The sequence below is a fragment of the Neobacillus sp. NPDC058068 genome (genome assembly GCF_042885335.1).
Classification (GTDB): domain Bacteria; phylum Bacillota; class Bacilli; order Bacillales; family Cytobacillaceae; genus Neobacillus.
The window spans coordinates 1-22,263 of record NZ_JBHVSI010000033.1 but is presented as its reverse complement, the minus strand read 5'-3'; the positions used below and the strand labels follow the sequence as shown (position 1 = coordinate 22,263).

The 22,263-nt window shown below is 38.7% G+C and carries 21 protein-coding genes; 15 read left to right on the top strand and 6 right to left on the bottom strand.

All coding sequences use genetic code 11. From position 1 onward, the window contains the following. Positions 1–47: 47 nt before the first annotated feature. Entirely contained in the window at positions 48–1,694 is a 1,647-nt protein-coding gene (locus tag ACFVSW_RS26090) for an ABC transporter substrate-binding protein (protein WP_387319539.1), read from the top strand. Positions 1,695–2,318: 624 nt separating this feature from the next. Here the strand turns inward: ACFVSW_RS26090 and ACFVSW_RS26085 are convergent. Next, positions 2,319–3,539 carry an MFS transporter gene (locus ACFVSW_RS26085; protein WP_387319538.1) on the bottom strand — a complete coding sequence of 407 codons (1,221 nt, stop codon included), beginning with the start codon at positions 3,537–3,539 and terminating at the stop codon, positions 2,319–2,321. An 80-nt stretch (positions 3,540–3,619) separates the two neighbouring features. Here ACFVSW_RS26085 and yeiL point away from each other — a divergent pair, with 80 nt between their 5' ends. The 7 genes from yeiL to ACFVSW_RS26050 all read left to right on the top strand — a co-directional run bounded on the left by yeiL (position 3,620) and on the right by ACFVSW_RS26050 (position 10,218). Further along, positions 3,620–4,291: a transcriptional regulator YeiL gene (yeiL, locus tag ACFVSW_RS26080; protein WP_387319537.1), complete on the top strand. Its 672-nt coding sequence runs from the start codon at positions 3,620–3,622 to the stop codon at positions 4,289–4,291. A 253-nt stretch (positions 4,292–4,544) separates the two neighbouring features. After that, positions 4,545–4,862 (top strand): PadR family transcriptional regulator, encoded by a 318-nt coding sequence (locus ACFVSW_RS26075; protein WP_024027552.1) that lies wholly within the window; start codon positions 4,545–4,547, stop codon positions 4,860–4,862. After that, entirely contained in the window at positions 4,862–5,416 is a 555-nt protein-coding gene (locus ACFVSW_RS26070; protein WP_387319535.1) for an HAAS signaling domain-containing protein, read from the top strand. The genes ACFVSW_RS26075 and ACFVSW_RS26070 overlap by 1 nt, the downstream gene beginning before the upstream one ends. Before the next feature lies 1 nt (position 5,417). Then, complete coding sequence (locus ACFVSW_RS26065) at positions 5,418–6,254, top strand: DUF4097 family beta strand repeat-containing protein (RefSeq protein ID WP_387319534.1); 837 nt, start codon at positions 5,418–5,420, stop codon at positions 6,252–6,254. A 312-nt stretch (positions 6,255–6,566) separates the two neighbouring features. Then, positions 6,567–7,433 carry a mechanosensitive ion channel family protein gene (locus ACFVSW_RS26060; protein ID WP_387319562.1) on the top strand — a complete coding sequence of 289 codons (867 nt, stop codon included), beginning with the start codon at positions 6,567–6,569 and terminating at the stop codon, positions 7,431–7,433. Positions 7,434–7,763: 330 nt separating this feature from the next. Beyond that, complete coding sequence (locus tag ACFVSW_RS26055) at positions 7,764–8,363, top strand: MOSC domain-containing protein (protein WP_387319561.1); 600 nt, start codon at positions 7,764–7,766, stop codon at positions 8,361–8,363. Between the two features lie 352 nt (positions 8,364–8,715). Beyond that, the gene (locus tag ACFVSW_RS26050) at positions 8,716–10,218 is read left to right on the top strand and encodes a malate:quinone oxidoreductase (protein WP_387319560.1); all 1,503 of its coding nucleotides are present in this window, start codon (positions 8,716–8,718) and stop codon (positions 10,216–10,218) included. A 98-nt stretch (positions 10,219–10,316) separates the two neighbouring features. On the opposite strand, the gene ACFVSW_RS26045 is transcribed toward ACFVSW_RS26050, so the two are convergent. Then, positions 10,317–11,795: a SulP family inorganic anion transporter gene (locus ACFVSW_RS26045; protein WP_387319532.1), complete on the bottom strand. Its 1,479-nt coding sequence runs from the start codon at positions 11,793–11,795 to the stop codon at positions 10,317–10,319. Positions 11,796–12,136: 341 nt separating this feature from the next. Here ACFVSW_RS26045 and ACFVSW_RS26040 point away from each other — a divergent pair, with 341 nt between their 5' ends. The 4 genes from ACFVSW_RS26040 to ACFVSW_RS26025 all read left to right on the top strand — a co-directional run bounded on the left by ACFVSW_RS26040 (position 12,137) and on the right by ACFVSW_RS26025 (position 14,462). Beyond that, positions 12,137–12,238, top strand: coding sequence for a YjcZ family sporulation protein (locus ACFVSW_RS26040; protein ID WP_387319531.1), 102 nt, complete (start codon positions 12,137–12,139; stop codon positions 12,236–12,238). A gap of 33 nt (positions 12,239–12,271) precedes the next feature. Further along, positions 12,272–12,424 (top strand): YjcZ family sporulation protein, encoded by a 153-nt coding sequence (locus ACFVSW_RS26035; protein ID WP_387319530.1) that lies wholly within the window; start codon positions 12,272–12,274, stop codon positions 12,422–12,424. Between the two features lie 385 nt (positions 12,425–12,809). Then, positions 12,810–14,048, top strand: a complete 1,239-nt coding sequence (gene sstT / locus ACFVSW_RS26030; protein ID WP_387319528.1) for a serine/threonine transporter SstT — start codon at positions 12,810–12,812, stop codon at positions 14,046–14,048. Between the two features lie 282 nt (positions 14,049–14,330). Next, positions 14,331–14,462 carry a hypothetical protein gene (locus tag ACFVSW_RS26025; RefSeq protein WP_387319526.1) on the top strand — a complete coding sequence of 44 codons (132 nt, stop codon included), beginning with the start codon at positions 14,331–14,333 and terminating at the stop codon, positions 14,460–14,462. A gap of 94 nt (positions 14,463–14,556) precedes the next feature. Here ACFVSW_RS26025 and ACFVSW_RS26020 read toward each other — a convergent pair whose 3' ends face one another. Next, positions 14,557–15,024 (bottom strand): low molecular weight protein-tyrosine-phosphatase, encoded by a 468-nt coding sequence (locus ACFVSW_RS26020; RefSeq protein ID WP_387319525.1) that lies wholly within the window; start codon positions 15,022–15,024, stop codon positions 14,557–14,559. A gap of 340 nt (positions 15,025–15,364) precedes the next feature. On the opposite strand from ACFVSW_RS26020, the gene ACFVSW_RS26015 reads away from it, so the two are divergent. Then, on the top strand, positions 15,365–15,793 hold the full coding sequence (locus ACFVSW_RS26015; RefSeq protein WP_387319559.1) for a DJ-1/PfpI family protein: 429 nt from the start codon (positions 15,365–15,367) through the stop codon (positions 15,791–15,793). A 689-nt stretch (positions 15,794–16,482) separates the two neighbouring features. Here ACFVSW_RS26015 and ACFVSW_RS26010 read toward each other — a convergent pair. Further along, the gene (locus tag ACFVSW_RS26010; protein ID WP_387319524.1) at positions 16,483–18,435 is read right to left on the bottom strand and encodes a GTP-binding protein; all 1,953 of its coding nucleotides are present in this window, start codon (positions 18,433–18,435) and stop codon (positions 16,483–16,485) included. A gap of 188 nt (positions 18,436–18,623) precedes the next feature. Between ACFVSW_RS26010 and ACFVSW_RS26005 the strand changes: the two genes are divergently transcribed. Next, positions 18,624–19,970 (top strand): glycosyltransferase family 2 protein, encoded by a 1,347-nt coding sequence (locus ACFVSW_RS26005; protein ID WP_387319558.1) that lies wholly within the window; start codon positions 18,624–18,626, stop codon positions 19,968–19,970. A gap of 143 nt (positions 19,971–20,113) precedes the next feature. Here the strand turns inward: ACFVSW_RS26005 and ACFVSW_RS26000 are convergent, their stop codons facing one another. Both ACFVSW_RS26000 and ACFVSW_RS25995 read right to left on the bottom strand, forming a co-directional pair. Next, positions 20,114–20,341 (bottom strand): hypothetical protein, encoded by a 228-nt coding sequence (locus ACFVSW_RS26000; RefSeq protein WP_387319522.1) that lies wholly within the window; start codon positions 20,339–20,341, stop codon positions 20,114–20,116. After that, complete coding sequence (locus tag ACFVSW_RS25995; RefSeq protein ID WP_024027565.1) at positions 20,341–20,661, bottom strand: heavy metal-binding domain-containing protein; 321 nt, start codon at positions 20,659–20,661, stop codon at positions 20,341–20,343. The genes ACFVSW_RS26000 and ACFVSW_RS25995 overlap by 1 nt, the downstream gene beginning before the upstream one ends. Positions 20,662–20,935: 274 nt before the next feature. On the opposite strand from ACFVSW_RS25995, the gene ACFVSW_RS25990 reads away from it, so the two are divergent. After that, positions 20,936–21,898: an NAD(P)H-dependent glycerol-3-phosphate dehydrogenase gene (locus ACFVSW_RS25990; RefSeq protein ID WP_387319521.1), complete on the top strand. Its 963-nt coding sequence runs from the start codon at positions 20,936–20,938 to the stop codon at positions 21,896–21,898. The last annotated feature ends 365 nt before the right edge of the window (positions 21,899–22,263 follow it).

Here is a 22,263-nt window from a genome sequence, read left to right as displayed (position 1 = left end):
AATGACCTTTTTTAAAAAAAATGTCCACTTTTAAGGGAGCAAGTTGAATGGATCGATATTTATTAACATTAAGAAACCAGGTAGAATCGGGGAATATTAAAGTGGAAGATATTGCCGAGTGCTTATACCTCGGTACGAAACAAACACGAAGGAAGCTTCACCAATGGCAGCAGGATGGATGGCTCACTTTTCATTCCGGGCGTGGAAGGGGGCATACATCGTCACTGGAATGGCTGAGGGATGTGGAACATGAATTTGAACTGCAATTTTTACAATTGCTTGAAAAGGGGGCGATTGAGGAGGTAAGCAGATTATTACTGCTAGATTGGTCTGTGGAAACCAAACAACGATTAATGACTGCCTTCCAAACAAATTTCGGCTTTCATCAGGAAGAGCAGGACAGACTCATCATTCCGCGCTTTAATCCTTTTTTAACCTTTCATCCACTAAAAGCAGCGGATACCCACAGTGCGAATCTCATTGCCAATCTATATAATCGTGTGGTCACGTTAAACGCTGACAATACAGTAACATCAGAGCTTGCGCATTCATGGGAATATACTGATACTTCTTTGCTTTTATATTTACGGAAAGACGTTGCGTTTCACGACGGATCGATCATGAAAGCGGAAGATGTCGTCGAATCTTTCTGGCGCATGAAGCGGGATAAACACTACTTCATGTTATGGGAACCGATTACCTCGATTACAATTCCTGCACCCCTTGTAGTCGAGCTGACGTTTCCAGGAGGATGCACCTATGTTCTTCAGCTCCTAAGCCTGTTATCAGCAAGTATTTTTAAAGAATTGAATGGTAAATTGGTAGGAACAGGTGGATTTTATCTGGCAGAAGAGACAGAAGGAAAAACAGTCCTTGGCGCTTTTAAACAGTATTTTGGGCATCGCCCGCTGCTCGATTGTGTCGAGTTTATTCAGGTCCCGAGGGAATTTGAAGTGGTCTATTATGGAGCTCATGAATCAGAACAGGTGGAAACCTTTAAGGTGGAAAGTGATTCTGGTTTTGGAATTGTCGTCATGAATCCCTATCGCGGATCTGATATGGAACGGAAGGAAGTTCGTGATTATATACATATGATCATCGCCAACCATCGTCATGAGCTTTCAGAGGTCAATTCTAGAATTATGGGGAACCATGAAGGGTGTTTAATCGGGATGTCCAAATCTTATAAAATGCCTGCTATTCCGAAACCGGTGATGACAAGACCGATAAGGATACAATTTGTCAACTATACAAGTGATACCTCCCATTGGTTAAAAGCCAAGCTCGAACAAGCAGGTATTGAAGTTGAAATGATAAAAATCTCTTTCCCGGAAGCAGTTTATGATACGAATATCCGTTTAGACGCCGACTTGTTTATTCATGGGGAAATTTTCGAACTGAACCAAACCTTTTATTATTATTTCTTTTTGATCAATAGTTTCTCTCCGCTTCAACTATTAATAAAGCAAGATAAACAACTGAACCGATTTATTAAGGCATATAGTTCGATTTCCTTTGAAAACTGGAATGCTCATCATTTGAGGATCGAACAGTATTTACAGAACGAATCGCTATGTGTGCCATTGTATTATGTAAAACGGCGGATTCCTTTTTCCATTAATCTAATGAATATTGAAATCAAACATTTTGGGTATGTCGACCTAACAAAGCTATGGACTAAGCCACACATCTAATTTGGTGCGGTGGCTTATTTCAGAAGCCACCGAGCCGGTTCTCATGGTATTAAAAGGTTAGTGTAGGCCACATGAACTGTTCCTATGGTCAAGGAATGTAGATGAGGAATCAGCATGGTTTGATAAATAAGCGGAGAAATTTCTCTTAATAAGGAAATAGCACTGAAAATAGCTTAAATAGACGGAAAGATTCCGACTATTGACTCGAAAAACGTAAATATGAGTAATTTTTCTTTGCTTAATCGGAAAACCTCCGCTTATTTACCCCAAACCGAGCTCTATTCTGCGGACTAACCGGAAAATCTCCGCTTATTATAAATATCACTGGTAACTCAATTAAGGTTAACATTTCATCTTAACATATATAACCAATTATTATGTATTTTGTAAGACAAATTGTACACCAAATTGAGGGTAAAATTGTAAAGGTACAACAGCCCTTGTACACCCACAATTTGGGGTGCATTTTCCTATGCCAATTTTTATGTGATTTCGTCACAAATGGCTTTACCCCAATTAAAAATGAGTGTCAATTTCATAAGAAAATTGGCACTCATTTTAACTTACTTTTTTAATGTTTGTGTTAGGAAACGGAACCCGTGACTCATGGTCCTTGGTTTTCTTTTATTCAACTCCAAGAGGGCTGTACCCATGTTGCCCTTGGCTAGAAGAACCGTCCCCATGGTCTTCAGGCACCTTTGCCGCCATTTTCCGATAGAAAATCGCAAGCAGCATTGATGGGATGGTACAAATGATCATACCGATAAAGGCGTATCTAGGCTCAATTTCATATAAATATCCGCCGAAGAATGTGAACACCGCAGTGCTCCAACTTAGTGCCAGTGCTGAATACATCCCTTGTGCATTTGGAATCTGTGCTTGTGGAATATGCTTGGTTAAAAACTTCATAAAGGCATAATGTCCCATCGCAAATGAGCAGGCATGCAAGGTTTGCGCGATACAGAAAACAATAATATTTGGAAAGAAAAATATAAGGATCCATCTTACTGTTGAGCCAAATGCCGCAAGTGTCAGTAAGGAGCCTACTGAAAACTTGCGAAAGGTCCGATCTGCGATAAAAAAGAAAATGATTTCTGCACCCACAGCAATGTTAATAATCATGCCAATTAAATATTTCGGTGTATGGATTTCTTGTAAAAAAATATAGCCATAGCTGTAATAGGATGCGTGTGCCGCTTGCAGTAAAATCACAATAACTAGCACAATGCCAAAATGTTTGAGGCGAAATAATTGCAGCATTCCGTCTTTTTTCATTTTTGTGGCTTGTGGTTTTTCCATTAAAACAACAGGGGCAGGCAAGACACTAAGAACAGTGAATACGAATATGCCAAGTAACAACGCCCATAAGATAACATTATCCCCAAACGCTCCAGTAAAGACGGTTAACATCATTCCGGATACGACAAAGCCAATGGACCCCCACGAGCGGCTCTTCCCGTAATCTCTTAATTGCTTATTTTGCACAAGAACGCCTGCTGCGCTATCTAATGCCGGCATCAAGCTCGGATAAAAGAAATTCAACAGAAAGGTGACAACTAATAAGCTTACATAAGAGTTCGCCGGAATACTGCAAAGAAGGGAAATGAACGTGCCGATTGCCATCCCGTTTAGTAAGGTTCTACTGCTAAATCTCCCTGATAAATAAGGAAATGCAAATAATGTAGAAAGGCCGCGGACAACAAGTCCTAAACTCATAATCAAACTAGCTTGGGAAACCGTCATTCCTTTTGTATGAATCATCCACCCTGTCCAATAGGGTAGAAAAACACCCCAGGTAATAAAAAAACTAAAAAATTGTCTGTTCATCCATCGTTGTGATTGCATTCTATAACCCTCCAATGATTGCATCATATCATGGAGACACGTACAATAATATGAGATATCTCATATTACGGGGGAGACTAATGGAAATTTATAAAAATGAGAAAAGGCAGCGCTATTTGGAGGAATATTCGATTGGGTATTTGTTTGCTTTTCCGATTGAAGAGTTTCTAGAAGTGCATGAATATAAACGTGATGAATGGATTATTCAAGAGGGCACGCGTCCGGATTTCTTATTTTATGTCATTGAAGGAAAAGCGAAAATTTATGTGACGCATCAAAATGGAAAGGTTTCCTTAATTAATTTTATCAACGAGGAAGATTTTTTCGGGGAAATGGAATTATTAAATCCGATTTATTATACGAAAGGGATTCAAGCCTCTACCAAAACCGTTTGTTTTGCGATTCCTTTTCATCGCTGCCGCGCCAAAATGCTCGAAGATGCTGCCTTTCTCCGTGAACTTGCGAAGTTCTTAAGTGTTAAATCCACACAAATGGCGGCAAAATATACGCAAAGTCTCTCCTTCCCGCTAGAAAATCGGCTTGCCGATTTTATTTTGCAAACTGCAGATGGAGAGGTCTATAAGGAGAAACACGTCACCGTTTGTGATTTTTTAGGCGTCTCCTACCGCCACTTATTATATGTGTTTGCACAATTTTGCGATAAAGGATATTTGCAAAAGGAAGGACGTCACTATCGCATCCTACAGCCCAACGAACTAAATGGACTTGCCAGGGTGTTGATGAATGAATGACGCCAGAGGGACGGTTTTCATGGCTTTTTAATGAGACTAATTTGGCCACAAGAGCCGTCCCTATGGCAGTTTCTAAATTACCTTCTTTCTGACATCTTTAATGAAACAATAAAAAAAGGACCATTAAATAAAATTTAGTACCTTGCATTAATTAGTAGTGGATGATATAGTAATCCTGTGATGGTATATTTTTCATATTTTACTACTATATATTATTCAGTAGTAATCATTACTTTATAGGCAGGTGATTCACATGAATGTTCAATTTAAGAAGGGTGCACTGGAATTATGTGTCTTGGTCTTTACATTGAAAAAGGATCGGTATGGATATGAGTTGGTTCACAGCATCTCTGATAAAATCCAAATCGCGGAAGGAACCGTATATCCTTTATTACGGCGATTAACGAAAGAAGGCTATTTCGCTACCTATTTAGCGGAATCTAATGAGGGCCCGCCAAGAAAATACTATCAATTGACAAAAGCCGGACGAGAATATCTTGAACAGTTGGTACAAGAATGGCAGCAATTTTCTGCCAGTGTGAATGAGATTATTGAGGAGGGGATGGATTGATGACCAAGCAGCAATTTTTAAACGAACTTAACCGTCTAATGGTACAGATACCTGAAGGGGAACGAAAGGATATTCTAAGTGATTACGAAGCTCATATTGATTCGGCTATAGAAAATGGGAAAACCGAGGAGGAGGCTGTTGAGGATTTAGGCTCCCCAAAAACGATCGCAGATGAATTAGGTGTATTTGTACCTACTGACAAACTTAGTGGTTCAAAAAAGGAACCCATTACAAATGTCGGACCTAACATTTTTGCATTTTTGGGCATGCTCTTGTTTAATCTAATTTTCATCATAGGGCCAGTTGTAGGGATTGCTGGTGCTTTTATTGGTCTGTATGCTGCTGCGTTCGCTTGCCTTATTACTCCCGTTGCATTTATCATTAATTTATTTACGCACGATACACCAATACTACTTGCGTTCTTCTTAATCCTTGCGACTTTTTCATTTGGGTATCTATTTTTACTAGTGACAAATTTTCTTGCAAAGTGGTTTTTAAAGTTAATCCACTGGTACTGGAAACTCAACGTAAAAATCGTGAAAGGGAGTTATTAATTTGAAGAAATATTCTATCGTTGCAGCTATTTTAGGCTTGGTAATTGGGGTAATCGGAGTTGTAGCTTATGGATATACTCATGACAATTTTTCTACTGTCACTATAGACGAAACAAAAACGATCAATGCAAAAGACATTAATAAAATCGAGTTGGAATCTCGCTTATCTAGTGTCCATTTTTACCCTACAAAATCTGATGTAATCACCGTTCATCTCCACGGTGGAACATCGAAAAAAAATATTGTGCTTTCTGTAAGTACGAGCGGAGAAACTGCTATAATTGATATTGGACCAAAAAATGATTCTCTATTTCATTTTTCTCCTTTTGAATTCATGACTAAACAACTTCAAGCCGATGTTGAAGTGCCACAAAAAATGTACAGTAAACTGAAAGGTCATTCACAAGCAGGCAGTATTACCATCGAACAAATTTCAGCCAACCACTTTGATTTGGACTCTTCCGCAGGCAGCATTAGGGCAAATGACTTAAAAGGTGATATAACTGCTCATTCATCCGCAGGTAGTATGAAGTTAACCAACATTGAAGGAAAGTTGGATTTAACTGATAGTGCAGGTTCGATTGATGTCCAGTTAAAGGCGATTACTCATGATATTTACGCAAGCAGCAGTGCCGGTTCCGTTCGGATCGTAACCGAACAGCAACCAGAGTCTCTTCAAATGAACCTCCAGACATCTGCTGGTCATGTTGATGTAAATCTGGCAAACGTTTCGTACAATACAAAGGACCGTGAACGTGTCATCGCCTCTATTGGTTCAGGTGGTCCACAGCTCAAGCTGCGATCAAGTGCCGGTTCCGTATCAATCAATAAAAAATAGAAATTGATCATACTCATTAACCTATCTAAATAAACAATAAAATGTATAGAAAAAGCAATGCCATCAGCCCGAAGTTCGGCAAATGGCATTGTTTTTTTAGATTAGTTAAACCAATTTCATAATGGCGCCTGGCACTTTTTTAAAACATTTTCTACTTTGGTTGAGTCCATAGGAACGGTGCTTATGGCATAGAAGAGCCTGATTCCATAGTAATTGTACATTTTTACATATTTATTTCGCATAATATAAAATAAAAGGATTTGAAATAAAATTTTTCTTGCCTGCTGCAAGGAAAAAACCGAGGTGAAAGGTTTGAATGTATTAACCTATACAGAAAATCTCGTTGAATCCATTAAGGGCTTTTTATTTTTTCGGCTTGTGTTGATGGTGTTGTTGTTAATGACTATTTCATTTCTAGTAAATAGAACCACTTCTTGGTTTTTAAAAAAATCACACCTAATTCCCGAAGCTGATTCTAAAACTATACAAGGTGTAATTCGCTCTACTTTAAAATATTTGATTGCAATCATTCTAATCATATACATTATTGGACAATTCATTGATATTAAAGGCCTCCTTGCGGGTGCGGGAATAATGGGTGTCATTTTAGGCTTTGCAGCACAACAAATATTAAAAGATGTTCTATTAGGTTTTACCAGAATATCTGATAAAGAATTTCGAGTTGGCGACTATGTTACATTTAATGGTGTTAATTCAGGTACAGTAGAGGAAATAGGAATCCGATTTATGCAAATTCGTGAATGGTCAGGGAAACTTCTAACAATCCCACATGGGGAGATTAGAACAATCGAGAATTTTAATAAAGGTAAAATGAGGGTAATAGAACGAGTAACGGTAAGTTATCAAGAGGAGCCGGAAAGAATTAAGCTATTGCTAGAAGAGATATGTAAAATTTGCAATGAAAAGTATGGTGAAACTCTACTAAGAGGTGAAGATGGCACTCCTGAACAAGACTTTAGGTATTATGGCATAACTGACCTAAATCCAAACCTACGATATGTTGGTTATGAATTTTGTATGGTTGCTCTTGTAAAACCAGAGAATTTCTTTGAAACCTCAAGGAATGTTAGGTTTGAGTTGATGTCGGTTTTTCATAAGAACTTAGTTTTAATGGCAGTGTCTAATTTATTATTCCAATCAGAACAAGGCACTTCTTAAAAAGTAGGCAGTGTTAAAGCACATTGTTGATTTTGAGCACAATGTTGATTGGACGTGGATACAGCGAGACTCCTGCGGGAGCAGCGGGACAGGTGAGACCCCGCAGGCGCTTTAGCGCCGAGGAGGCTCACCGCCCGCCCCGCGGAAAGCGAAGCGCCTGGAACGGAAATCAACATCACTTTTAACACAGCCAAAAAGTAAAAATAGATTAAATATAAATGATAAAATTTAAGAATAATCACCTAAAAATAATAGAAAGTGGGTATATATACAGTGGCAAGTAGTAAAGTTATAGAACTAAAAAACGTTTCAATTGGATTACCCCAAAAAATGAAGTACGGGAATAATGGGGAAATGGAGACAGGAATTTGCAAACAAACAATTGAAGAAGCTCACTTAACAAAAGATGGATTTCTGGGAGATGGAGTTGCAGACTTACGGAATCACGGTGGTTCTGACCGTGCGGTATGTGTATACCCTTATGAACACTATTTGCTTTGGGAAAAAGAATTTGGAAATCCTTTACCACCTTCAACTTTCGGTGAGAATTTAACTGTTACGAATATGTTGGAAAAAGATGTTTATATTGGGGACATTTTTCGTCTTGGAGAAGCTGTTATACAAATAACTCAAGGTAGAATCCCGTGCAGCACAATTTCAAAGAGAACTAATAATCCTTTTCTTCTAAAAAGGATGGTACAAACGGGTTTTACAGGTTATTTGTGTCGTGTAATAGAAGAAGGTATTGTCCGAAACGATTCCAAAATTACATTATTGGAATCACATCCAAAAAAGGTATCCATTCTTTATGGAAATGAGATTTATTTTCATAAGCAAAAGGATGTCGAAGGGATAAAAAGAATATTGGCTGTTGAAGAATTGGCTAACGAATGGAAAGAACTGCTGGTAAATCGGCTAAATATTCTTTAAAGAAAAAGTGAAAGAGGGGATCGGTTGAAAGAGTTTAGGTATACCAAAACTTTAGGTACAATCATTGGGGCACTGACCATTTTGGTAGCATTCTGATTTGGATTCTTGGCATTCATAGGATTTGGTTTATGTGTGTTTCTTGGCAACTTGGTGATACTTATTACTATTTCCACCTTTTAAATAATTTTAAATTATCATATAATAATAGATATATGAAGCTGTAAATAATTGTTTTACACTATCAATGAGTTATAATTAAGATAGATAGAAAAGGTGTGTGACCAGGTGTTGCATTATCTTGGTGTGACACCTCTATCTTTTCTGCAAATATTAGGGGAAAAGGTTGATAAATATGAGCAACAGCGGAACTACGACAGATGTTATTTTAATTGGCGCCGGAATTATGAGTGCGACCTTAGGGACACTCTTAAAAGAATTAGTACCGGAATGGGAAATTACAGTGTTTGAGAAGCTCGCTAACGCAGGAGAGGAAAGCTCTAACGAGTGGAATAATGCAGGAACAGGGCATGCAGCACTGTGTGAGCTTAACTATACGGTCGAAAAACCAGATGGATCGATAGATATTAGCAAAGCAATCAAAATTAATGAACAGTTTCAGCTTTCCATGCAGTTTTGGTCTTATCTTGTAAACAACAAGCTAATGCGTAATCCGCAGGACTTTATCATGCCAATACCGCATATGAGTTTAGTCCAAGGGGAACAAAACGTAACATTTTTGAAAAAACGATTTAAAGCGCTATCAAACAATCCCCTGTTTCAAGGGATGGAATTTTCCGATGACCATGAAAAGCTGATAGAATGGATTCCGCTGATCATGGAAGGCCGTAAATTGAATGAACCCATAGCTGCAACAAGAATCGATTCTGGAACGGATGTCAACTTTGGCGCTTTAACGCGCAAATTGTTCGACCACTTGAAAAATCAACATGTTGATATCAAATACAATCATCAAGTTGATGATATTAAACGCACTGAGGACGGCTTATGGGAATTAAAAGTGTGGAATATTGCAACCGGTGCCATCGAAAGCCATCGGGCAAAATTCGTCTTTATTGGCGGTGGCGGCGGGTCCTTGCCTTTACTGCAAAAAACGGGTATTCCTGAAAGTAAACATATTGGCGGATTCCCGGTAAGCGGACTTTTCCTGGTATGTAACAATCCAGAGGTTATCGCGCAGCATCACGCAAAAGTATACGGTAAAGCGGCAGTTGGTGCTCCGCCGATGTCAGTTCCGCATCTTGATACACGGTATATCGACAACAAAAAATCATTGTTATTTGGCCCGTTTGCCGGGTTCTCACCTAAATTCTTAAAAACTGGTTCAAATATGGATTTAATCGGTTCTGTAAAACCAAATAATCTCATTACGATGTTAGCGGCAGGTGCAAAAAACGTTCCATTGACAAAATACCTAATCCAACAGCTAATGTTATCGAAAGAACAGCGGATTGAAGAGCTACGAGAGTTTATCCCGGACGCCAAAAGCGAGGAGTGGGATATCGTGGTAGCGGGCCAACGAGTACAAGTGATCAAAGATACTGAAGCTGAAGGCAAAGGTACACTTCAATTTGGTACGGAAGTGATTAGTGCAGCTGATGGCTCAATCGCAGCCTTACTAGGTGCATCACCAGGTGCTTCTACTGCTGTTCCCGTTATGCTTGAGGTAATGAATAAATGCTTCCCGCAACATATAAAAGAGTGGGAACCGAAAATTATGGAAATGATTCCTTCTTACGGCTTGTCACTAATGAAAAACCCAGAGCTTCTGCACGATATTCATACTTCAACAGCGCATACGCTTGGTCTAAGCGAAAAAGAGCTGGTCTTTAGATAAATCTTTGGAACATACGTTAATGAAGCTGCCGCGGCAGCTTTATTTTTTTGAAAAAAATACAAAAACACGCTGACATCATTTAGCGTGTTTTCCATGTTTTAATGATTTGATACCTTTTCAAGAACAACTGGGGTGGTCTGAACAGTAAGTTTGTCTAAGAGTTTGGCGCTGTCTACATTTAAACCCTTCAGATTAACCATTACTCCATTTTGCTGATATTTCAGGACAATTTTATCAATCGCACCGATCGCAGAGTCATCCCAAAGGTGAGCATGGGAGAAATCAATATCGATTTCCGGTATTTCTTCTATAAAATGAAACTGATTGACAAAATCTGTCACAGAGACAAAGAAAAGCTGCCCGGATACTTGATAAACCTTTTTACGTGAACCTTTTCTCGAAATCATTTTAACCTCTACTTTTGAAATCTTAGAGGCAAAGAAAATCGCACTCAAGATGACGCCTATTAACACCCCAATGGATAAATTATCTGTTGCTACAACAGTAATCACTGTCACAACCATAACCACAGTTTCAGATTTAGGCATAATTGGCAGTTTCTTTATTGAAGACCAATCAAATGTCCCGATGCAGACCATGAACATAACGGCGACTAAGACAGCCATTGGAATTTTTACAAGGACATCATTAAGGGCAACGATAAGGATCAATAAAAATACAGCAGCCCAAAAGGTGGATAGTCTTCCTCGTCCGCCTGATTTAACATTGATTCCGGATTGACCAATCATGGCACAACCAGCCATTCCGCCAAATAATCCTGAAACAATATTGGCAATCCCTTGACCGCGCGCCTCTTTATTTTTGTTACTGCCCGTATCTGTCAGATCATCGACAATTTGAGCGGTTAAGAGAGACTCAATTAATCCAACAACAGCAATTCCAAGTGAATAAGGAAAAATGATTCTTAGTGTTTCTAGATTAATGGGGACATTTGGAAAGAAAAATGTAGGCAAGGACTGACTTAGTTGTCCTAAGTCTCCTACAGTTTTTACATGAGCACCAGTTGCCACCGAAATAATGGTGATAATAATAATGGCGACAAGTGGGGAAGGGACAGCCTTGGTTATCCGAGGGAAAAGGTAAATGATCGCTAATCCTCCCGCAACCATTGCGTACATCACCCATGATTGGCCTTTAAAATGGGTAAGCTGTGCCATAAAAATTAAAATCGCTAATGAATTAACAAAACCGACCATAACCGAACGTGGAATAAATTTCATTAATCGAGCTACATTCAGAGAACCAAAAATAATTTGGATTATACCTGTTAGGATGGTGGCAGCTAATAAATACTGTAATCCGTAATCTTTCACTAAGCCGCCCATTAACAAGGCTGTTGCTCCCGTAGCCGCTGAAATCATCGCAGGTCTGCCGCCAACAAAAGCAATTACAAGGGCAATACAGAAGGAGGCATATAACCCAACCATTGGATTCACGCCCGCAATAATGGAAAAGGCAATTGCTTCTGGAATAAGTGCTAATGCAACAACAGTACCAGAAAGGATATCTCCCTTTATATTTCCGAACCATTCATATTTAATTTTACTAACATTCAACCCGTTACACCTCATTTATTAATAAATATTTTTGACTTCCAACTCTCATGAAAGTCGGGTCCGTTATTACCACATGAAAGTATAACTGATTGTAATAATTTTGTGAAATACAATGAAAACGTTATTATCGATAAAGTACTCTTTAATACTTCATTTTTCTACAGTTCATAAAGTTTTTTATAGATCCATTTCGATTAAATATTAAGTCGATTTTTACGACTTTCAGCACGGCGCCACCCCTTTTTTCATCGACAACCCCAAAAGGTCCATTTCGAAGAGCCCATACACATTTTCAAATTGAACATATTTTGTAGTAAGTCGTTGCAAAGGAGGAATGTGAAATGGACGGCGTAGGAGCTGGTGGCGGTTTTGCCCTAGTGGTTGTATTGTTTATCCTTCTCATTATAATTGGTGCGTCCTTTTTGGGCGGAGGATATTATTAACCAATTGATACCTAATTGAAGGGGGGGAGATGTATGTACGGATACGGTGGTGGATTTGGCGGCTGCGGCTGTGGTGGCTATGGTGGCTATGGTTACGGTGGAGGCTGCGGTTTTGGCGGAGGTTTTGCCTTAATCGTTGTATTGTTCATTTTGTTAATCATTATTGGCGCAACTTGTTTCTATTAATGAAAAGCAATTAATTTCCGGTCAAGGAATGAAAAAAAAGTCCTTTTTTAAGGGCTTTTTCTTTTTCATTCTTTGCTTTATTGCACTGAACGCAATCTAAAGCAATTAAGGAGGTATTGTATGGTGTTGCCTGACTACTTTCCAGTTTATGCTGAGATTTATGTAATGAAGCGGCTAATTAAGCCCTAATTTTGGATGTTTTAGCATCAGTACGATTACAGAAAAAAGCATGGCAGACGTTGTTCCATAACTACACTTTTTAAATACTATTGTAAAATATCAAAATATTCTTTATAATATTATTTGTTAGAATAAAAAAGTTCAAAATGCAGTAAATCTCTTTGGACTCTAACCTTTTTTCTTTGACAATAGGGGGGAATCATCTGTGAAAAATCTATGGAAAAAGTGGAATCAATTGAGCCTGGTAAAACAAATTATTATTGGATTAATTATTGGGATTATCTTAGCTGTGTTGATCCCAGAAGTAGCAAAGCCTGTTATCATTTTGGGCTCACTATTTGTAGGAGCTTTGAAAGCGATTGCGCCCGTCTTGGTTTTATTCTTGGTTATGTCGGCCATTGCCCAACATAAGAGTGGTCACCAAACGAACATGAAATCGATTATCGGACTTTATTTATTAGGTACTTTTCTAGCTGGATTAATTGCCGTTATTGTAAGCTTTGTTTTCCCAGTAAGTTTAACACTTGCAAAGGGAGCGGCGGATTTAGCGGCTCCCGGCGGTATTACAGAGGTTCTTAAATCATTACTGTTAAACGTTGTGGATAACCCAGTAAAAGCTATTTATAATGCCAACTATATCGGAATTTTAGCTTGGGCATTAGTCCTTGGAATGGCGTTAAGAAATGCACCAGATACGACAAAAACGATGATTTCTAATTTTTCAGATGCTGTATCTAAAATGGTTACATGGGTGATTAAGTTTGCACCCCTAGGAATTATGGGTCTGGTTATCGACTCGATTACGACAAATGGAATCGAATCATTATTAGGCTATGGAAAATTACTTGCCGTTTTGGTTGGTTGTATGCTCTTTGTGGCCCTTGTTGTCAATCCAATCATTGTGTTCACAGCCATTCGTCAGAACCCATATCCGCTTGTATTAAAGTGCATTAAGGAAAGCGGAATTACAGCATTCTTTACACGCAGCTCGGCTGCTAACATTCCTGTAAATATGAAATTATGTGAAAAATTAGAATTGGACAGGGATACCTATTCGGTCTCCATTCCATTAGGCGCCACCATCAATATGGCGGGTGCAGCCGTTACAATTTCTGTTTTGACGCTTGCAGCGGTTCATACACTCGAAATTCCTGTCGACATCCCGACGGCTATTATCCTAAGCGTATTGTCAGCTGTATGTGCATGCGGTGCTTCTGGGGTTGCGGGTGGTTCCTTATTATTGATTCCACTGGCATGCAGCTTATTCGGAATCCCAAATGATGTCGCCATGCAGGTAGTCGGCGTAGGCTTTATCATCGGTGTTTTACAAGACTCTTTTGAAACATCCCTTAACTCATCAACAGATGTCCTTTTCACAGCAGCAGCTGAATTTAAGCAGTGGCGTAAAGAAGGGAAAAAAATCGATATCAAAAAAGCAGCTTAAAGAAGCAACTTTCGTATAGTCGAAAAATAAGCAAATGAACCCCGGATTAATTAAACCGGGGTTCATTTTTATTTTTCGATATTGTTCATGGTGGTTCTAGCATAATAGGAAGTTTTTTGTAGAAGAAAATCAAATGGCATAGCATTCAAAATTAGAAAGCAAACTAAAATCGTGGGTGCTAATAACGAAGAAACTACTACTCCGATATCTTAAAATTGTGTGTTTAAGATGATTGGCATCCTTAAAGCAATAATCTCATCAAACTACAAGGGTGGTGAAAAAATGGCTAAAAATGAGAATAACCGAAATAAATATAATAAAAATGCCGTGCCAACAAAAGCAGATGTTGAAATAGCGGGAGAAAATGGACTTGAAAAAATAGCATTAAAAGCCCAAAGAAATAAAAATAAATAAACGATATGGGACAGTTCAACCCTGTCCCTCGTAAGTTTCGGTTTTAGTGCCATTGCTTAACAATCCCGCCAATCAAAATATCAGCGGGATTTTTTTATTTTAAGTTATTTTCAATGAGGATTTTCTCAAGTAAGCCACGACAGCCATCTGAAATTAGCTGATAGGTTTCTTCAAAATCTCCGGTGTAATAAGGGTCGGGAACATCCTTTTTGTGGTCGGTTAAGTCTAGCAGACGAACGATTTTTGGATGATTCGGTTTACCGGTTATTTCGAATATGTTTTTTGTGTTGCTTTCGTCCATTCCGATGATGTAGTCGAACTTTTCAAAGTCTTTCTTTGTTAATTGTCGCCCAACAAGGTCATCTGATGAAATGTTATATTTTTTTAAAATGGTTAGTGTTCCTTTATGTGGTGGAGAACCAATATGCCATGAACTAGTCGCAGCGGAATCGACGGTTACTTTGTTGCTTAAATTTTCCTTCTTCAGTAAGTCGCGAAATACAGCTTCAGCCATCGGTGAACGGCAAATGTTTCCTAGGCAGACAAATAAAACGTTGATCATTTAATTAACTCTCCTTTTAACATATTAATTAATAGTTTACTTAATCTAATCACTTTTAGTAAAGTGAAAGGCTGTAATAAGGATTAGTCTTTGTTTAAGTCAAATAACTAGAGCAATAATTTAATATGAATGAATAAGTATTATTTATTTTGCTAGTATTTTATGGGGAAATTGGATTATGGGAAAAATGATTACTTATGATAAGACCAGGGCAGGGAGAAGAGTTCAATGAAAAAAACGGCAGTATTTTTATATCCTCAATTCAGTGAATATGAGTTAAGCGTAGCCTTATCAATATTAATGCAAGGAAATAAGCCTGTTGTTACTGTTGGCCTAAGCAATCAATTCATTAGGGGGGGAGTCAGGGTTATCTTGTGTACCTGACACGACCATTGATGAAATAAATATTGATGAGATAGATAGCCTTTTGTTCCCAGGCTGTATGGATATTATGTCACTAAATTACGAAGAGAGATTTTTTGATTTCATTAAAAAGGTGAGTGGAAATGTCAAAATTATTGCCAGTATTTCCAGTTCTCCGTTTCTTTTGGCCAAGGCTGGAGTCTTAAGTGGAAAGAATTATACGGTAGGGATGACGGAGGAACAGCGGGATCAGGTAGGTGTATTTGAAAAAGAAAATTATTCTGCTGAATTGGTGGTTCAAGATGGAAACCTCATTACTGCGAGAGGGCGAGGGTTTATAAGATTTGGTATTTGTTTAGGTAAGGCGTTAAACCTGAAATTCGATGAAAACTGGTATCGGGAATAACGATTCAACCTGTCTATTTGTCGAATTCGCAACTGGTCCAAGGTGAATATGTATGTTACTTTACCTGATAAATGAGTTGCTGCGGCAACTCTTTTTTCATGGACTCGTAAAGACGGGGTCTTGTTGGAAAGGAATTGTGGAAACTTTATAAAGATGATTATTGTATAGGAACGATATTTTTTTTTGATGGGAGATGAAGGACACTTCAGGTGAAAATGGCGATGGAAATGTCCTTCATAAGGGAGATGAAAGACACTTCGGGTGAAAAGCGAAAGGGAAATGTCCTTCATAAGTGAGATGAAGGACACTTCGGGTGAAAATGGCGATGGAAATGTCTTTCATAAGGATGATGAAGGACACTTCGGGTGAAAATCGTGAGGGAAATGTCCTTCATAAGGGAGATGAAGGACACTTAGGGTGAAATGCACGATGGAAATGTCCTTCATAAGGATGATGAAGGACACTTCGGGTGAAAATCGCGATGGAAATGTCCTTCATAAGGGAGATGAAAGACACTTCGGGTGAAAAGCGAAAGGAATATGTCCTTCATAAGGGAGATGAAGGACACTTCGGGTGAAAAGCACGATGGAAATGTCCTTCATAAGGATGATGAAGGACACTTCGGGTGAAAATCGAGAAAGAAATGTCCTTCATAAGTATAATTAAATAATAACTAACCAGCCACGCTGCTAAAGACAATGCATTTCCGCTTCCGCTTCATCCCAGGAAACGGAATAGCCTTGACCTTTTGAACAGAAAATCGAAGACGACGTATACTCTGGGTCCGCTTCTTTATTGTAATGGATTCTTTCGATTACTTCGACCTGATTGTGACAAGGAAAATAGCCGCCAACTACTAGATTCAGCACGCCTTTCCCCTGTGTAAGTGATGCGAATTCTGGACCGTAGTTCATAAAGGTGGCTACTGGCACTTTCCCAGTTATAATGGTTTTGTTTCCTTCCGTCATTGGCGGGTCGAAGCTGCCATGTGCCTTTTGAATATCGGTCAGCACTTTACCGATATGATCCAAATCTATCTTTATCTTAAAATCATAAAACGGTTCGAGGAGAATGTTCTCAGCTTTCTCGAGTCCTTGCCGTAATGCTCGGTAAGCTGCCTCTCTAAAGTCGCCGCCGGAGGTATGTTTAATATGGGCTCGTCCAGTCAGTAATGTGATTTTCACATCGGTAATCGGAGAGCCTGTTAGAATCCCATGATGTTCCCGCTCAAACAGGTGATGACGGATTACGTTCTGGGTTCCGACTGGCAAGTGATCAGTATGGCAATCACTTTCAAACGAAATGCCACTGTTTCTAGGTGCGGGTTCTATTTTTAGATGGACTTCCGCATAATGCCCTAATGGTTCAAAATGACCGTATCCTTTTACCAGAGAACCAATTGTTTCTTTGTATAAGATTTCCGGTTCGGCAAATTCCACATCGAGATGAAAGCGATCCTTAATAACTAGCTTTAACACTTCCAGTTGAATCGTTCCCATGACGTGAATATGGATTTCCTGCAACCGTTCAACCCAAGTCACGTTCAGGGCAGGATCTTCGGCATCCAAAATCTTAAAATACCGCAATACTTCTTTTACATTTACCGATCGATCAAAAATCACTTTGGATTTTAAAGCAGAAACCATTTCATTATCAGCTTTTTCCATTATGGTTCCTAAGCCGGCTCCAGCGGCAGCTGAAGTCATTCCTGTTACAGCGAAGATATCTCCGGCTGAAGCTTGATCGACAGTCTTGAATTTCGTCCCATTATACAATCGGATTTGGGTGATTTTTTCAAACAGCAGCTCATCCTCATCCCTGTAACTGATTTCATCACGTACCTTTAAGGTGCCGCTTAGGGCTTTGATAAACGTGATTCTTGTCCCTTTATCATCATAACGAATCTTATAGACGCGGCCAGAGAATGACCCCTCACTGACATAATTCGTTGCCGTTAATAAATCTAATTTTTCAAGAAAGCTTTTGATGCCGATATCCTGCAGGGCAGAACCGCTTGCACATGGAAAAATTTGATTTTCCCGCTGCTGCGCTTTCAGAGTTTCTAGCCAAAGTTCATGTTGATACCCGGTGTCCATGTATGTATCCAAAAGGGATTCATTTCGCTCTGCAATAAATTCAATCAGTGCCTCGTTCATTTCGCCGTTGTTCAATGTCTCGGTCATGTCAACGACATCATTAGTGAGGTTGGCGCGAATTTCATCCAGGACCTTTTGAGCATCAGCTCCAACTCGGTCGATTTTATTAATAAAGAAAAAAGTTGGCGTACGATGTTTTCCTAAAAGCCGCCATACAGTTTCTGTATGACCTTCGATTCCTTCAACCGCACTGATAATCACAATCGCATAATCCATCACTTGAATCGCGCGTTCCATCTCCGGGGAAAAATCGACATGGCCAGGGGTATCGATCAAATAATACTCAGATACGTTCAAAGAAAACATCGCTTGGTCAGCGAATACCGTAATCCCTCGTTGTTTTTCAATTTCATGCGTATCAAGAAAGGTATCCTGATGGTCGACACGGCCTCTTTGCCGAATGGCTTTGGTATGAAAAAGCAGCTGTTCTGCCAATGTCGTTTTTCCTGCATCCACATGGGCAAATATCCCAATCGTTTTCTTCATGCTGGCACCTCATATGTACATAATGATTAATAATAGTATATCAAAAGAAGATTCAGTTGAATGGTAATACACTCCTACTAATGTATTGTTTTTGGTAATTCCACAAAAGTAGATGATTCTGCCTATAAATATTATAAAATATGGTGTACCTGAATGCATATTAGAAGGAGGCTTTTCTTCCTTTGAAAATAGAAACTAGATATGTTTTAAGAAAGACAACATTTCCGTTTCAGCGTGGATTTTATCTCCCTGTAGGAGAAAAGTTCTGGCTTAGTCACGGACTAGCACTAACATGGATGGTTTTTTCAATCATTCTTTCAGTTTCATGGGTAAAGGATTTTGGGGAAGTTGTGAGCATTCCTGTTGCCATTGTTCTCATTGCAGGCATTGCTTATCTGCCTGGATACTTAAATGCCTTTATGGTAGTAAGTCTCATGTTTGACCGACAACCGGCTTTTAAAACGCTTGATCCAAAAGAACCATTAAGTATCTTAATTGCTTGTTGGAACGAAGAAAAGACGATTGCCGAGACATTACAGCAATTAGCCAAACAAGATTATGCCGGGCAGATGCGCATTTATGTAATCGATAATCATTCGACCGACCTTACAGCAGAGGTTTCACAACGGGTAGGAAAGGAATTGGGACTCGATATTCACGTCCTTTTCGAGGAGACGCCCGGAAAACATCATGCCTTAAATAAAGCTCTTTCAGTTGTAGAGACAAAATATGTCATCACGCTTGATGCCGATACATTATTGCATCCTCAGGCCGTTCGCCGTTTAGTATCTCGCATGGAATCTGCACCAAAAGAAGTATGTGCGGTAGCGGGAGCTGTTCTTGTTCGGAATAGCCGAGAAAATTGGTTGGCTCGACTTCAAGAATGGGATTACTTTTTAGGTATTGCCTCGATTAAACGATTGCAAGGCTTGTATCAAGGGACGCTTGTTGCACAAGGAGCGTACAGTCTATATCTAACTGATGTTGTCAATGAGGTTGGCGGATGGCCGGATGCAATTGGAGAAGATATTGTTCTTACCTGGGCATTTTTAGAGAAAAACTATAAGGTCTTTTTTGAACCAACGGCCATTGCCTTTACGGATGTGCCTACGAATTTCCGTCACTTTGCTCGTCAACGCAGCCGTTGGGCAAGAGGAATGATTGAAGCGCTTAAACGAGTAAAACCATGGGAACAGCCTAGAATTTTCACACGTTATTTAACTGGATCAAACTTGGTGATGCCATTTCTGGATGTTGTTTACACATTTGCCTGGATTCCGGGACTCATCTTGAGCTTTTTCGGCATCTTCTGGATTGTCGGAGCTCATACACTTCTTGTATTACCATTAGCACTGCTCTCGAATTATTTACTGTACCGCTACCAAAAAGCAGTTTTTCAAGAATTAGGATTGCAGATTCGAAAAAATCGGTTTGGCTTTATCGTTTTTGTTTTGTGCTATCAAATGATCATGTCTCCCGTATCAGTTTGGGGATATGTCCAAGAATTCTTGCAACGTCAAAGAGTATGGAAATAGCATTGTGGAGTAGAAAGAAACCAACAGCTAAGGATGAAAAAACATATAAAATATCGGTTTTTAACCGATATTTTATATGTTTTTAAGTCGATTTTCGAATGCAAATTTGCTTGTCTTGTAAAAGAACCTATACTGTTTAAAACCTATTTCTCTTTTTTATAAAAACGTTCACCTGTTTCGGGATTAAAATACACTCTCATTTTTTCACCCGACACAGGGTCAATATTTACTTCCTCTGTCGATATAAATCCTTTCGGAACTTTTGCCCCGTGATTGCGTTTAACCCGTTTATCATAAATAAAGTATCCAAGTAAAATGCAAATAATTGCACCGATAATTTCTAGAATGTAGAAACCGATGATGAAATTCATTATTCCTTCTCCACAACAGCAGCTGTTCCATATGCCACAATTTCACTCATATTTTTACCAATTTCACCTGAATCAAATCGCATCATCACAATGGCATTTGCACCCATTTGGGTTGCATTTACAATCATACGGTCTAACGCTTCTTTCCGAGAATCCTCAAGCATTGCCGTATATTGCTTGATTTCGCCACCTACAAGGGATTTTAAGCCTGCCATAATATCGCCGCCAAGCCCTCTGCTTCTTACAATTAGTCCGAATACCGGCCCTTTAATTTCAACAATTTTGTAGCCTTCAATTTTTTCTTTTGTCACTACGATCACCTTAATCACCTCCATCTTCATTTTCTATTATTAAGGCTAACTCTTGCAATATCAAGTATTGAGATAGGGAATTGAGCCCGTTTAGTTCATTTTTTCTAATAATTTACCCCATTCAAAGAGTGGTAAATCCGTCGAGATAATAATTAACATTATTCTATGTTTTGGCTACATCGACAGGAAGATTTGTTGTAAAATTAATTGGATTTAATTTTTTCTAATTTTCAATTCATTTATAATTGGTGACCTTATTATTAATAAATTGGAGGGTGACATAATGAATATTTCAGTTTTAGGATGTGGACGTTGGGGAACTTTTTTAGCATGGTATGTTCATAAAGTTGGACATAATGTGATGTTATGGGGAAGAGAAAACTCAAGAAATTACAAAGGATTAGCAGAAACGAGAAAAAATGATTATCTTTCATTACCTGATGATATCGGATTAAGTAATTCTTTGGGGAAAGCGGTTTCATTTGCTGAAATAATCATCATTTCCATTAGTGCGCAAGAATTACGAACATTTGCAAATCAATTAAGTACCTTATATGAAATCCATGGTAAAACATTCATCTTATGTATGAAAGGATTAGAGGCTGATAGTGGAAAAAGACTTACTCAAGTATTTGGTGAAGAGGTAGGAAAAAATATTAATCTAGCAGTGTGGGTAGGGCCGGGACATGTACAAGATTTTGTAAATAATATTCCTAATTGTATGGTTATAGGTTCTGAAAATGTAGACATAACTAAAAAGATGGTTAAAGAGTTAACTAGTGATTTAATTAGGTTTTACTACGGGCAAGATCTTATTGGAAATGAAATTGGGGCTGCTACCAAAAATGTTATGGGTATTGCAGCCGGAATGTTAGATGGATTGAATTATAGCAGTTTAAAAGGCTCCCTTATGGCAAGGGGGACCAGAGAAATTTCCCGTCTTGTTCGAGCTATGGGAGGGAATGATATAACTATATATGGATTAAGCCATCTAGGAGATTATGAAGCAACATTATTTTCGGAGCATAGTCATAATCGAAAATTTGGCCAAGCCTTTGTTGAAGGAGAAAGGTTTGGAAAATTAGCAGAAGGTGTTTCCACCGTTAAGGCATTAAGAGAATTGTCCAAACAGTATGACGTAGATCTCCCAATTTGTAATGCAATCTACGAAATCATATTTGATAATAAAAATGCAAAAGCAACATTAGAAGATTTATTTTTACGACCAGTAAAATTCGAGTTCTGATGAGTGTAATATTCAAGGTATTTTTTTGCTGAAATAGAATACGTTAGAGGCACATCAAATTCCTATTCTATTTGCGAAAAGGTGTACTTTATTTGCTATTTTCCAATTTTTCACTTGCGAATTTATTTGCGAAAATGGCGGTTTTATTTGCTAATCGGTATTGTTTAGCCTTAAAAGTGGGTTAGCAATATTTGTGCAAACCTTCATTACTTTTTTATCAGCGATTATTGGGGATATTTCAGCGAATTCAACTGATTTATCAGCGAATCTTGGACTTCTGTCAATAAAATAGATATTTATCCGGCTTGATTTGGCGTATTTTTTTTAACTTCCGCGCTTCGCTTGGAGGCCCCTGCGCAAAGGAA